Here is a 13,285-nt window from a genome sequence, read left to right as displayed (position 1 = left end):
AGCGCCAATCAACAAATGAAGTGGCGATTGGAAAGACCGCGAGTTCCGACAAAACCGAAGGCAGACACCGAGACTGAATTGTTGCCTTGCTACCATGATAAAGAACAAATCCTTGCTTCTCAAGGATAATTTCCTGTAATAATTTTCCATCCTTGATCTCCCTCGCCCCTTGGGGAGAGGGTTGGGGTGAGGGGGGGAGGGAAATTTTGGTTGAAGGCTATTGCATGGAAGAATTTTCTTTTAAAACGCGCAAAATGGCGCTGGACCGCCTGCGGGGGGAGGAGTTCGATCTGCTGATTATCGGCGGCGGGATCACCGGTGCGGCGGTGGCGCGCGATGCCGTGACCCGTGGCTTGAGCGCGGCGCTGGTGGAAAAAAGGGATTTTGCCTGGGGGACCTCTTCCCGAAGCTCCAAACTCATTCACGGCGGTTTGAGATATCTCGAAAATTTTGAGTGGGGCCTTGTCTTCGAGGCGCTCTCCGAACGGGCCCATCTTTTGAAGACGGCGCCTCATCTGGTGCGGCCGCTTGTTTTTTTGGTGCCGATCTACAAGGGGGCGCCGCGGGGCCGGTTGCTCATCTCCGTCGGGATGTGGCTCTATGACATTCTTGCCCTCTTTCGCGCCCCCGGATTTCACCGGTGGATTTCGCAAAAAAAACTGCGGACCCAGATCCCTTTTCTGAAAGAGGAAGGCCTCAAAGGGGGTTTTAGATACTATGACGCCGGCATGTGGGACGACCAGCTGGTCATCGATACGCTTCGCGACGCAAAAAGAAGGGGAGCGGTTGTCCTCAATTACGCGGAGGCGACGGAACCCATCTGGCAAAATGATCGGATTGCCGGTTTTTACGTCCGTAATTCCGAATCGCCAAACGAAGCGGACGTTGCCGTTCGCGCAAAAAAGGTGATTGTCTGCGCCGGCCCATGGACCGATGCGGTGGGGGGCCGGATGTCGGAGAACTGGCGGCCTTGGCTCAAGCCCTCCAAAGGGGCGCATCTGGTTTTTGACTTGAAGCGGATTCCGGTCCCGGCCGCCATGGTGATGAATCATCCCGCCGACGGCCGGATCGCCTTTGTCATTCCCCGCCCCGATTTTGGAGCGGGGGTTTGCATCGTCGGGACGACCGACGGTCCCTCCCCCAATGATCCGGAAAAGGCCGATATCGATCCCGGCGAGGCGGCCTACCTGATGGATCTTCTCTACCGCTATTTTCCAAAACTGGGGTTGAGACATGAGGATATCGTCAGCGCCTATGTCGGCGTCCGCCCTCTTTTGGGCGCGCCACCCCGACAAGGGGCCCCTTTGGGGCTGGCGGTGGCGGCCTCGGCCCACTCCGGGCCGGTGACATCGCTCCAAAAGATCAGCCGGGAGCATCATATCGGATACGGCCCCGGAGGGACTGTGGTTGTCGCTGGAGGAAAATATACGACACACCGCCTCATGGCCAAAGAGGTTGTTGATTTCATCCTCGATAAATGGAAGAAAGAGGCCAAAAAAGGGGAGGGGCCTCCTTTGCCCGGCCATTTGGGTTTGAGCCGGACTTCCGAGCCGGTGAACCCCGAGGCGCTTGAAATTTGGAAGGAGGCGCAAAAAAATTCAGGGGGGAAAACGGACGATCCGGAAGGGTTCCCGCATCTGGCGGCGCAATTCCGCCATGCCATAAAGACCGGAATGGTTCTGCACCTGGAGGATTTTTATCTGCGGCGCGTCCCACTCTTTTTGGCGCGGCGGGATCATGGCCTCCCCTGGGCCGAAACCCTGTCGCATGTCTGGGCCGAAGAAATGGGGAAAGGGGAGGAGGAGCGCCTTCGGGAGATGGAGAGATTGAAAAAAGAGATTGAACTGCGGGAGGCGTGGAGGAAAAAATTGGGATAATATGTTTCAGGCTTGCATCAACAAACTGTCCAAAAAGCAGGATCTCACCGTCGCCGAAATGGAATCGGCGCTGGACGCCATTCTTGCCGGGGGGGTTTCCGAGACCGACATCGTCCTTTTTCTGGTTCTTCTGCGCGACAAGGGGGAGTCCGCCGCGGAAATCAAGGGGGCGGTGACCGTTCTTCGGCAGAGGGCGCAAAAACTTCATCTTAAATCAAAAGAGATCATCGATACCTGCGGGACGGGGGGGGACCGGAAAAACACCTTCAATATCTCCACCGCCTCCGCCTTTATCGTTGCCGGGGCGGGGGTTCCGGTGGCGAAGCACGGCAACAGGGCGGTGAGTTCCTCCTCCGGAAGCGCCGACGTCCTTAAAAAACTGGGGGTGAATATCGAGGCCCCCCCGGCTGTTGTCGTCCGCTGTGTGGATGAGATCGGCATCGGCTTTCTCTTCGCGCCGGTTTATCACCCCGTGCTCAAGGCGGTCGCCGCCGCCCGCCAAAAAGTGGGGACGAAGACGATCTTTAACATCGTGGGTCCCCTGATGAATCCGGCCGGCGCCCGAAAACAGATGATCGGCGTCTACGATCCTCTGCTTCTCCCCGTGATCGCCTCGGTGCTGAAAGACCTCGGCTCCGAATCGCTGGCGGTTGTGCATGGGGATGACGGCCTCGATGAGGTGACGTTGACGACGAAGACTCAAATCTGTTTTCTCAAGGAAGGAAAAATCTTCAACAAGGCCTTCGACCCCCGGTCGGTGGGCTACCCATTCTGCAGGCCCGAGGCTCTGCGCGGCGGAACCGCCGAGGAAAACGCCCATCGCCTGCGGAAGATGTTGAGCGGTCATTCGCAGGCGGTGGACCACTGCGTTCATCTGAACGCGGCGCTGGCGCTGATGGTGGCCGGGAAGGCGGCGGATTTCAGGGAAGGACTTCTTTTGGCGCAGGAATCGATTTCCAGCGGAAGGGCGTATGAGAAACTGGAGGCGCTGGTAGAAATGTCAAATGTCAAAGTTCAAATGTCAAAGTAAACAACAAGTTCAAATGACAAATGCCAATTTGTCCTTGTTTTTTTGACATTCATTTGAACTTTGGATTTTGACATTTGGAATTTTATGGAGTCAGTCTTACAACAAATCATCGATTATAAAAAGGATGAACTGGCGTCCCTCAAGAGAAAAGTGTCGCTGATGGATGTCAAATTCAGGATGCGCGACGCCCCCTCGCCCCGTCCCTTTCTCTCGCGCTTTTATGCCGACGAAATCAACATTATTGCCGAGATCAAGAGGGCCTCTCCCAGCGCCGGCGTCATTCGCGCCGACTTCGACCCGGTGGCGATCGCGCGGATTTACGAGGAAAACGGCGCCAGGGCGCTCTCCATCCTGACGGATGAAAATTTTTTCAAGGGGTCGCTGGACACTCTATCCTCCATCAAACAAAAAGTCGGCCTCCCCTGTCTCCGGAAAGATTTCACGCTCGACGAATATCATCTCTACGAGGCCCGGGGGGCCGGGGCCGATGCCATCCTGTTGATCACCGGGTTTCAAGTTTCAAGCCCCCCTTGATTGGCATCAACAATCGGGATCTCCGCACATTCGAGACGCGGCTGGACACGTCGTTAAAAATTCGTCCCAAAATTCCCGAAGAGACAACGGTAATCAGCGAGTCGGGGCTGACCTCGCATGACGATCTGGTCAAACTGATGAAGGCGGGGTTTTCCGGGTTTCTTATCGGAGAGGCTCTCATGCGTGAAAAAGATGTTGGAGGGAAATTGAGGGAGTTTATTGTCGGATAAAATTCCAAATTCCAAGTTCCAAATTCCAAACAAATTCCAAAAGGGGAAAAAAGAATCAAAAAGAGAATTGTTTTGCTTTGGTTATGAATTTTTCCATCTTAAATCGGTCCTTTATTCCGGGAGATGCTTCCACTCCGCCGGCTACATCGACGGCGTATGGTTTTACCGATTCAATGGCCAATTCAATGTTCTCCGGATTCAAGCCTCCGGAAAGAAAAAGTTTTCCGTATTGTTTGGCCTGTCGTGCCAAATCCCAGTTGGTGACAACACCCGTTCCCCCAAAGGCTTTTTCCACATAGGCGTCGACCATCAACCATTCGCTCCGATATTTTGACATCTCCCCAAATACTAATTTGTCTTTTAGTCGGAAAGCTTTATACCAAGGGCGTCCCATGGCATTGCAATAATCAGGTGATTCATCGCCATGGAACTGCAAGTAGTCGAGTTCCAGATCAACGGCGATATCGATTACTGTTTGAGCTTCGGTATTAACGAAAATGCCGACTTTTAATATGGAAGGGGGGATTTCTTTGAGTATCTCTTTGACTGTCTCTGGTGGCACATGCCGTGGAGAGCCGGCATAAAAATTGAACCCGAGAAGATCCGCACCGCAGTCGACGGCATCAACCGCGTCTCCAAGATTTGTTATGCCGCAAATTTTAACAAGAACCGGCATGGTTCAATCGGTTTGTTTGGAATTTGGAGTTTGGAGTTTGGAATTTTATTTCAGCGGCAATGCCGCCGAGATTCCCCCGTCCGCGTAAATTGTCTGCCCCGTGATCCAGCCGGCCTCCTCCGAACAGAGAAAAGCGACGATGTCCGCCACGTCTGAAGGCAGGCCCACCCCCTTGCCGGGGGCAAGGGCGTTGGCGGCGGTTGCCGCCGCCTCGAAGGCCTCCCCAAGATAGAAGCGGGTTGAGTCGGTATCGACCAGCCCCGGGTTCACCGAATTTACCCGGATTTTGAAGGGCCCAAGCTCCGCCGCAAAATACTTTGTCAGAATTTCAAGCGCCCCCTTGGCGCAGGCCAAAAGGCCGTGGCCGGGAATCACCTTTGCCGTGTCGATGCCCGAAATGGTCACGATGGAGGCGTTTTTGTTCCGCATCAGCGGATGAAGGCCTTTTACCAGCAGGATAAAGCTTTTGACCACCAGATTGAGCGTCCTGTCGATGTGATGCTGTTCCAGTTGAGCAAGCGGCTTGAACGACGTGGCGGCGGCGTTGGCCACAAGGATGTCGAGTGAGGGGTGATCCTTTTTAACCGCGAGAAGCAATTTCTCCGTCTCGTCCGCGGAGGAGAGATCGGCCGCGTACAGCCACGCCTTGCGCCCCCCTTTTTCGACCTCCTGCTTCACCGCCACCGCCGCCCCGGAATTTTTTCGGTAGTGAAGAATGATGTCGGCCCCCTCGCCCGCCAGTTTGAGGGCGATGGCGGCGCCGATTCCCCTGCTGGCGCCCGTGATAAGGGCTTTTTTGTTTGCGAATCTCACGGGTGGGATGATAGAAGGCCCTCCAGGGGAGATCAACGAAAAAATGAAAAAATTTCCCGACAAATCGGGCCACTTCGGCGTCTTTGGGGGAAAATATGTCTCCGAGACGCTCATGCCGGCGCTCAAGGAGCTGGAAGAGGCTTATCAGAAATATTCCTACGATTACTCGTTTCATCAAGAATTCGAGGATTACGCCAAAAATTACATCGGCAGACCCACGCCGCTTTATTTTGCAAAAAGACTGACCGAAAAATTGGGAGGGGCGAAAATTTATCTGAAGCGCGAGGACCTCTGCCACACCGGCGCCCACAAGGTGAACAACACGCTCGGCCAGTGCCTTTTGGCCAAAAAAATGGGAAAGCCGAGGGTGATCGCCGAAACGGGGGCCGGCCAGCACGGCGTGGCCACCGCCACGATGTGCGCCCTTCTCGGGCTTGAGTGTGAAGTTTTTATGGGGGAAGAGGATGTCCACCGCCAGTCGCTCAATGTTTTTCGGATGAAACTCCTCGGGGCGAAGGTCACCCCTGTTTTTTCGGGGACCAGGACGCTCAAAGACGCGATGAACGAGGCCCTGCGCGACTGGGTCACCAATGTCCGGACCACTTTTTACTGCATCGGCACGGTGGCGGGGCCACACCCCTATCCGATGATCTTCAGTCGGTCATCGGTCGGGAGGCAAAAAAACAACTTAAAAACCGGGGCGAAAAAAGTCCCGACTGGCTGGTGGCCTGCATCGGCGGCGGCTCGAACGCCATGGGGCTTTTTTATCCCTTTGTGAATGACTTGTCCGTGAAGTTTGTCGGCGTCGAGGCGGCGGGGAGCGGCATCCGGTCGGGCGAACACGCCGCCTCGCTTTCGGCGGGAAGCATCGGCGTTTTGCATGGCAACAAGACCTGGCTTTTGCAGGACAAAAACGGGCAGATCAGACAGACCCATTCCATCTCGGCGGGGCTCGACTATCCCGGCGTCGGGCCGGAGCATGCGCTCTTCAAGGAAACAGGCCGGTGTGAATATGTATCGGTGACCGATAAAGAAGCGCTCGAAGGTTTTTCTCTTTTATGTGAAACCGAGGGGATCATTCCGGCGCTGGAGTCGGCGCACGCGGTGGCCTGGTTGCCAAAGCTCGCGCCAAAGACATCGAAGGATCAGGTGATCGTCGTGAATCTTTCCGGCCGAGGCGACAAGGATATGAATACGGTGGCAAAAGAGATGGGAGTCAAACTTTAGGAAATGTCAAATGTCAAATTCCAAAGTTCAAAGGAATGTCAAAAAAACAATTTCAAAACATCGCATATCATTTGTCATTTGAACTTGTTGTTTCTTTTGACATTTGAACTTTGACATTTGACATTAAACGATGAGCCGAATCTCCAAAACATTCAAACGCCTGCAAAAAGAAGGAAAGAAGGCGCTCATTCCTTTTATCACCGCCGGCGATCCGAATCTCGCCGTGACGGAAAAACTCATTGATACGCTGGAGGAGGCCGGGGCCGACATCATCGAGCTGGGGGTCCCTTTTTCCGACCCGATGGCGGATGGCCCGGTGATCCAGAAAGCCTCCGAGCGGGCCCTTAAAAAAGGGACAACCCTTTTGCAAATTTTGTCTCTTGTCAAAAGAGTCCGCAAAAAAACGCGAATCCCCATTCTGCTCATGGGCTATTACAACCCTGTTTTTGTCATGGGGGAGGAAAATTTGTCAGCGCGCGCCCGTGAGGCGGGAGTGGATGCGGTTCTGGTTGTCGATCTCCCGCCGGAAGAGTCGGGGGGGTTAAGAAGGGCGTTGAAAAAAAACAAAATCGATCTCATCCATCTTTTGGCCCCCACCTCCGACAAAGAGCGGATTGTGAAGGCGACCAAAGGCGCCTCCGGTTTCATCTATTATGTCTCGCTGACCGGCGTGACCGGCGCCAAACTGAAAATCACCGCCAGCGGGGCTCCCGCGGCCGAAATTTCCGATCAACTGAAATTGATCCGGCGATATACGCAACTCCCTCTGGCAGTCGGCTTCGGCATTTCCAGGCCGGAAGAGGCCGCCCGGGTAGCCGACATCGCCGACGGAGTGGTGGTCGGCTCGGCGCTGGTAAAAATCATCGGCTCTACGGGCAAAAGCCCCTCTCTCCTCCCCAAGGTGTCGCGGTTTGTTTCTTCATTAAGAAAGGTTCTTTGATTATCTGTCTGATCGGTCCGATCAGCATGATCCCTTTGGTGCCGATTTGTTACCCTTTTTGTCGTTTTGACCGGGTTATCCCCGTTCGGCTCGACTCACCGGCCCGTTTGCGTTTTCCAGATCATTGCTAACCGATTGAAAAAACAAGGTTTTAATTTTTTCCGAAAATCCCACAGCATGGCCGGTTTTATGCATTCTAACCAATGTAGGGGGTGGATTATGTGGGGGGTCCAAAAAATTTACCGGTTGGGGTGGCTGTTTCTTCTGTTTATTTTTACCTGACGGCCGGTGTGAGGAAAGAGACTCTTGCTCTGCAACTTCTGCGCATTTTGCGAGGAAGTTTGCAGACTGTTTGAAGGTCCATGAGACCTTTGGTGGGTGCCTGCCCGCCAGCTTTTTGGAGGGGCCCTGCCGCCGGGCATGAGTCAATCTGCCGCTCAATCTCATTCAGCGTGTGTATCTTTGTGTATCCACATATAATTTAATAATTCCATTGTGATAACAAATAAACTGTATTAAATTTGACTGGTGTGTTAAAATAACGCAGGGTCAAAATGACGCAGAATATCCTTATTCTCGATGACGATCCGAGGGTGGGGCCGGTCATCAAGTCGATTCTCGAATCGGCGGGCTACGGTCCGGTCGATCGTTGTTGCTCGGTGGACGAGGCAGGTGCGAAGCTCTCCGCCGATCACTACGCGCTGGTTTTGGCCGACGACCAGTTCAGCGAAAAAAACGGTTTTGACGTCATTGAAAAGGTCCGGTCGCACTCTTCCGAAATTCCGGTTGTCGTCATCACCAATCTCGGCTCGGTGGATGTGGCGGTTTCCGCAATGAGGCGCGGCGCCTTCGACGTGATCGAAAAACCGTTTCACCCCGAAAGAGCGGCCTTGATTGTCAAGAGGGCGCTGGAGCACGGTTTTTTGAGAACCGAGGTCATCCGGCTGACCCGCAGGCCCAAAATCGAGGGGCTCTACCGCGGTTTGATCGGCGAGTCGCCGGTGATGAAAAAAGTTTTTCACCTTCTCGACCGCATCCGCGAAAGCGACGTGAATGTCCTTATCACCGGCCCTTCCGGAGTGGGCAAGGAGATGGTCGCCCGGGCGATTCACGACACCTCGCTTCGCGCGAAGGAAAAATTCACGGCCATCAACTGCTCCGCGATCCCCGAGACCCTTCTGGAAGGGGAACTGTTCGGCTACAAAAAGGGGGCCTTTACCGACGCGCGAACCGACAAGATCGGGCTTTTTTGCGAGGCCGACTGCGGGACCATTTTTTTGGACGAGATCGGCGACATGCCGCTTGCGCTTCAGCCGAAAATCTTGAGGGTCTTGCAGGAAAGGGAGGTTCGTCCCCTCGGGGCGACCCAGACCGTCAAGGTCGATGTCCGGGTCATCGCGGCGACCAACGAGGACCTCGGCGAAAAAATCCGGAACAAAACCTTTCGGGACGATCTCTATTACCGCCTGAACGTGATCAACATCGCCCTTCCTTCCCTCAAGGATCGTCCCGAGGACATCCCTCTGCTGGTCGACCAGTTTTTAAAGCAGGCCGTGGAAAAGGCGGGGCGCCCCATCAAGGGGGTGTCGCAGTCGGCCATGAAACTCCTTCTGGAATATTCCTGGCCGGGCAATATCCGCGAACTCCAAAACGTCATCGAGCGGGCGGCCCTGCTGACGCAGGGGGAGTATATCCTCCCCGAGGATTTCCCCTTTTCGGCCCCTCCACCGGCAGACGCCGATCTTTCGGGGAAGGCGAGGCGCAAAGTGCCGATGGAGGCCATCGAGAAGGAATACATTCTCGAGGTGTTGAAGGAGGCGGGGGGCAACCGCTCGGAGGCGGCGCAGGTTTTGGGCATCGGGCGAAAGACGCTGTATAATAAATTGGAAAGATACGGCATGGAGGTTAAAAATCTATCCAATCCCCAATCATGAAATTTTTTTGAAATTTTTCCATTTCCCGCGCATCTTTGATTGAAGCAATCCGCAAAAAAAATTATAATAACAAGGAGATGACGGAATCATACGAGACAGCCTTTCCCACCCATGAGCGGCCGCGCGTTTTTGTCGCCGATGACGATCCCTCCCAGCGCGAATTTCTCAAAACACTGCTTGCGCCCCGTGGTTACGATATCTCCGCCTTCGACCGCGGGGAGGATCTTCTGGACGCTGTTTTCAAAAATCCCCCCGATCTGATTCTTCTGGATGTGATGCTTCCGGAGAAAAACGGATACGAAATATGCAAGGCCGTCAGGGAAAATCGCGCGGCGCTCGGCTATATTCCGGTTCTGCTCGTCTCGGTTTTATCCGACTCACTGGACCGCACCTTCGGGAGCGAGGCGGGGGCCGACGATTTTATCTCCATCCCCTTTGTTCCCGAGGAACTGGTCAGCCGGATCAAATCGCTTTTGCGGACAAAAAAACAGTACGATCAGATGGCGCAAAGCAAGAAACTCCTCGAGGAAAAAAACCGCCGGCTTCTTGAAATGATCGACCGGCTTATGGAGGCAAACGGATCGTCGGGCCGCCGGTGACCCATTCGACGGTCCGCCTGCGGCGGACCGCTTAAGGGTAAACAATCTTTGTTTGACGCGCGGTTGCCGACGACTTATCATCGGTCGGTTTTAAATGTATGGAAAATCGAAAATATAAAATTCTCGCCATAGACGACGACCCTTCCGTTTTGGCGCTGTTTGCAACCATTCTGGGCGGCGATTACGTCGTGATCCCTGCCGCCAACTGCGAAGAGGCAAAGGGGGTTCTGCGGAAGGAGGATTTTCAGATCTGCCTTCTCGATCTCGGCCTGCCGGACGGAAACGGCATGGACCTCTTAAAGCTCTTCAAGGAAACAAACGAGGACATCGAGGTGATCGTGGTCACCTCCCACCAGCAGGTAAAGCCGGCGGTCGAGGCGGTCCGCCTGGGGGCGTTCGATTTTATCGGGAAGGAGTTCGAGCCGGATGAACTGAAAAATCTGGTCGGCAACGCCCTGGAAAAGTATCTCCGCAAAAAGAGGATTCTCTACCTCGAATCGGAGGTGGACCGGATGATCACGGACGGCTTTGTGGCGGGCCACAGCCCCAAGATGACGAAAATCTACGAGGTCGTCGAGCGGATCGCCCGGGTATCGGCCAATGTCCTCTTGACCGGCGAGTCGGGCACGGGAAAGGAGCTGATCGCGCGCCGGATTCATTATCTCTCCGAAAACCGACAGGCGCCGTTCGTGGCGATAAACCTTGCCGCGATCCCGGAAAATCTGATCGAGTCGACGCTGTTCGGCCACGAAAAGGGGGCCTTCACCAGCGCCTACCGCCTTCAGTACGGCAAATTCGAGCTGGCCGACGGCGGAACGCTTTTTTTGGACGAGATCGCCAATCTCCGGCTCGACCTTCAGGCCAAGTTGTTACGCGTCATTCAGGAACAGGTCATCGAACGGGTGGGGGGGAACAAACTCATCCCGGCACGGGTGCGGATTATCGCCGCCACCAACGCCGATCTGGAGCGGGTAATCAAGGAGGGGAAATTCCGCGAGGATCTCTACTACCGGCTGAACGTCGTCCGCATCCACCTGCCGCCGCTTCGCGAACGCATGGAGGACATCCCCGAATTTGTCCGCTACTTCATCGAAAAGTACAACCGCAAGTTCAACCGGCAGGTGGAGGATATTTCCGACCTGGTCTTTTCCATCCTTTCGCACTATTCATGGCCCGGCAACATCCGCGAGCTGGAAAATTTGATCGAACGGATGATCGCGCTGGCCGAAAAGCCGGTGATCACCGAGGGGGACATCCCGGTGGAATATCTGGTGAGCGATTTTGACGCGCTTAAAAAGAGGGCGGCCGAGGGGGATGTGCTGGCCGAGGCCACGGCGGCGTTTGAGCGAAGTTTTATTTTGAGGATTCTGGAAAAGGAGGAGTGGAACCAGAGCGAATGCTCCGACCGGCTCGGCATTCACCGGAAGACGCTCGAGTATAAAATCAGGCAATACGGCTTGAGGCCGGTGATTGTGCAGAGAAGGGCGGCGGCGAAGGGGGCTTGAGGGGAAATGTCAAATGTCAAAGTTCAAATGTCAAATGAAACTCAAAAAAACCAATGTCGAAGGAAACTTTTGTTGTTTGTTTTTTTGACATTCCTTTGAACTTTGTAATTTGACATTTGGAATTTCTTCAAAAATCGATCCTTGTTCCCCCATACACCTGTACCCCCGGCATCGGGTAACCGAAACTTTCCTCGTAGCTGTCATCCAGCAAATTCTGTCCGCGCGCGAAAACCTCCCATTTTTTGACCCCCCGGATTTTTTGCGGGATCTCGTAGCTCACTGCGAGGTCGACATTCACATAACCGGCAAGAAGGCTATCCGAGCGGTTGTTCGAATCAAAGAAGACCACCGGAAAATCGCCGAGCGTAAGGCTGACGGTTGTCGGCGCAAGGCGGGATGACACGCGGTTTACGTCCGTCCGTATCGTCAGCCCCTTTATCGGCCTGACTGTTGCATGGGCGTTCAACCGGTGGCGCGGGCGCATGGTCAATTCGCTCCCATCGTCGTCGTTGTGCGTCCGGTTGTAGGTGTAGTTGCCGCCGATCTCCACCCAGTCGAGCGGTTTCACCCCGGCGTCGAATTCGATCCCCCACGAGCTGGCGTCATTGACCGCCTGTGCAATGTCGAGAAGGCGGTCGTAGTCGATGAAAAAATAAACGGCCCGCGCGAAGATTTTCCGGTCCCAAAAGTACTGCTCGACGCCTGCCTCATAACTTTGCGAGAGCTCCTGTTGCCCCTTGATGGGAATGGAGGTGACCGTCCCGCCGACGGTGAAGTCGAAAAAATCGGAGATGATCGGGGCGTGGAACCCCTCGCTGTAGCCGCCGTAGATTTTTGTGCCGGTTTTTTGGATGTGGTAAGCCACCGAGCCGCGCGGCGAAAGTTCCCTGCCGAAGGTGGAGTTCTCGTCGTAGCGCATGCCGGCGGTGACGGTCAAATCCTTCCAGTTGAAGATGTTCTGAAAATAGATGGCGTAGTTCTGACGGTTGGCCTTTTGCCCGGCGCCCGGATAGGAGGTGGAGAAGGGGAGGCCCGCGCCGACATCCCCTTCCAGTGAATTGGAGATGAAACTCAAATGCTCGGCGGTGGCGTTGAACCCCGCCTGAAAGAGATCCCCGATGTTTCGCGCCTCGTCGTTATAAACATGGATGTTGTTCAAAAGATCGAGGTCATGCCGCCACGAGTGCGAGCGAAAATGCTGGGAGTTGGGGGTCAACGCCGCGCCCGTTTCGTCCACCGGGGCGTCCGCGGTGTTGGAATTGAGCACCCGCTCGCGGATGAAGTTGAAGCCATAGGTGATTTTGGTGTCGTAGATTTCACTCCATTTGTTTTCCGTCTTGAAAAAATCGGTGGTGACGATGAAACACCGCCGGGAGTTGGAATCGTCCACGACATAGTCGTGGATGGAGCCGTCTCCGGCCAGGGTGATGATCTGGTCCTTCCTCAACTCCTGATCCGAGACAAGGAGATGGCTCCCCAGCTCGACCATCCAGTCGTCATTGACGTGATGGGTGAAAATGGCGGAGAAGGCGTTGGAGCCAAGGCGGTCGTTGGGACCGCGGCCTCCGATGTCGCTCCGCGAAAAGGCGGCGAAAATTTGCGTGTTGTCCGAACCACCGGAGCCGGTGGCCGTTTCCTTGAGTGTGCTCAAATTTCCCCCTTCCGCCTTGAACGAAAAATGTTTCCCCGGTTTTCCCCTTTTGGTGATGATGTTGATCACCCCGCCGACGGCGTCCGACCCGTACAAAATGCCCTGCGACCCTTTAAGCACCTCGATCCGTTCGATCATTTCCGCCGGGAGGAGTTCGAGAAAATCGGCCTTCGCCTCGCTGGTGGAATGGATCGGAATGCCGTCCAGCAAAAGGAGCACCTCGTCGCGGTCGGAGCCGCGCAGGCGGAAATCGACATCCTCCCCGTGAG

Annotated in this window: 9 protein-coding genes and 2 pseudogenes; 8 read left to right on the top strand and 3 right to left on the bottom strand. The window is 54.9% G+C overall.

Features of this window, described 5'->3' with window-relative positions; genetic code table 11:
- The first annotated feature begins 206 nt into the window (after window positions 1–206).
- The 3 genes and pseudogenes from HYU99_01360 (at window position 207) to HYU99_01350 (ending at window position 3,671) form a co-directional block, all read left to right on the top strand.
- On the top strand, window positions 207–1,877 hold the full coding sequence (locus tag HYU99_01360; GenBank protein ID MBI2339003.1) for a glycerol-3-phosphate dehydrogenase/oxidase: 1,671 nt from the start codon (window positions 207–209) through the stop codon (window positions 1,875–1,877).
- A gap of 1 nt (window position 1,878) precedes the next feature.
- Complete coding sequence (gene trpD / locus HYU99_01355; GenBank protein ID MBI2339002.1) at window positions 1,879–2,907, top strand: anthranilate phosphoribosyltransferase; 1,029 nt, start codon at window positions 1,879–1,881, stop codon at window positions 2,905–2,907.
- Between the two features lie 84 nt (window positions 2,908–2,991).
- Window positions 2,992–3,671: pseudogene (locus HYU99_01350) on the top strand (indole-3-glycerol-phosphate synthase).
- Window positions 3,672–3,726: 55 nt separating this feature from the next.
- Here the strand turns inward: HYU99_01350 and HYU99_01345 are convergent.
- Complete coding sequence (locus HYU99_01345; protein ID MBI2339001.1) at window positions 3,727–4,347, bottom strand: phosphoribosylanthranilate isomerase; 621 nt, start codon at window positions 4,345–4,347, stop codon at window positions 3,727–3,729.
- A gap of 45 nt (window positions 4,348–4,392) precedes the next feature.
- A complete protein-coding gene (locus HYU99_01340) occupies window positions 4,393–5,160 on the bottom strand; it encodes an SDR family oxidoreductase (protein ID MBI2339000.1) in 768 nt (255 codons plus the stop codon).
- 43 nt (window positions 5,161–5,203) lie between these two features.
- Here HYU99_01340 and trpB point away from each other — a divergent pair.
- The 5 genes and pseudogenes from trpB to HYU99_01315 all read left to right on the top strand — a co-directional run bounded on the left by trpB (window position 5,204) and on the right by HYU99_01315 (window position 11,365).
- Window positions 5,204–6,387: pseudogene (gene trpB / locus HYU99_01335) on the top strand (tryptophan synthase subunit beta).
- Window positions 6,388–6,517: 130 nt separating this feature from the next.
- Window positions 6,518–7,327 carry a tryptophan synthase subunit alpha gene (locus HYU99_01330; GenBank protein ID MBI2338999.1) on the top strand — a complete coding sequence of 270 codons (810 nt, stop codon included), beginning with the start codon at window positions 6,518–6,520 and terminating at the stop codon, window positions 7,325–7,327.
- 554 nt (window positions 7,328–7,881) lie between these two features.
- Complete coding sequence (locus tag HYU99_01325; GenBank protein ID MBI2338998.1) at window positions 7,882–9,261, top strand: sigma-54-dependent Fis family transcriptional regulator; 1,380 nt, start codon at window positions 7,882–7,884, stop codon at window positions 9,259–9,261.
- A 77-nt stretch (window positions 9,262–9,338) separates the two neighbouring features.
- Window positions 9,339–9,860 carry a response regulator gene (locus HYU99_01320; GenBank protein ID MBI2338997.1) on the top strand — a complete coding sequence of 174 codons (522 nt, stop codon included), beginning with the start codon at window positions 9,339–9,341 and terminating at the stop codon, window positions 9,858–9,860.
- 98 nt (window positions 9,861–9,958) lie between these two features.
- Window positions 9,959–11,365 (top strand): sigma-54-dependent Fis family transcriptional regulator, encoded by a 1,407-nt coding sequence (locus tag HYU99_01315; protein MBI2338996.1) that lies wholly within the window; start codon window positions 9,959–9,961, stop codon window positions 11,363–11,365.
- Window positions 11,366–11,492: 127 nt separating this feature from the next.
- On the opposite strand, the gene HYU99_01310 is transcribed toward HYU99_01315, so the two are convergent.
- Window positions 11,493–13,285 (bottom strand): TonB-dependent receptor plug domain-containing protein (locus HYU99_01310; GenBank protein MBI2338995.1); only part of this gene is annotated, 1,793 nt, incomplete at its 5' end.

It is taken from the genome of Deltaproteobacteria bacterium (assembly GCA_016183175.1).
GTDB lineage: Bacteria > UBA10199 > UBA10199 > UBA10199 > SBBF01 > JACPFC01.
Note: the sequence above shows the minus strand (reverse complement) of the source record. Positions and strands in the feature narration are given on the sequence as shown.

What these genes read in the sequence shown, in the direction of transcription:
- HYU99_01315 (MBI2338996.1), top strand. Translation starts at nt 9,959, where the DNA reads ATGGAAAATCGAAAATATAAAATTCTCGCCATAGACGACGACCCTTCC.
- HYU99_01325 (MBI2338998.1), top strand. Translation starts at nt 7,882, where the DNA reads ATGACGCAGAATATCCTTATTCTCGATGACGATCCGAGGGTGGGGCCG.
- HYU99_01345 (MBI2339001.1), bottom strand. Translation starts at nt 4,347, where the DNA reads ATGCCGGTTCTTGTTAAAATTTGCGGCATAACAAATCTTGGAGACGCG.
- HYU99_01330 (MBI2338999.1), top strand. Translation starts at nt 6,518, where the DNA reads ATGAGCCGAATCTCCAAAACATTCAAACGCCTGCAAAAAGAAGGAAAG.
- HYU99_01320 (MBI2338997.1), top strand. Translation starts at nt 9,339, where the DNA reads ATGACGGAATCATACGAGACAGCCTTTCCCACCCATGAGCGGCCGCGC.
- trpD (MBI2339002.1), top strand. Translation starts at nt 1,879, where the DNA reads ATGTTTCAGGCTTGCATCAACAAACTGTCCAAAAAGCAGGATCTCACC.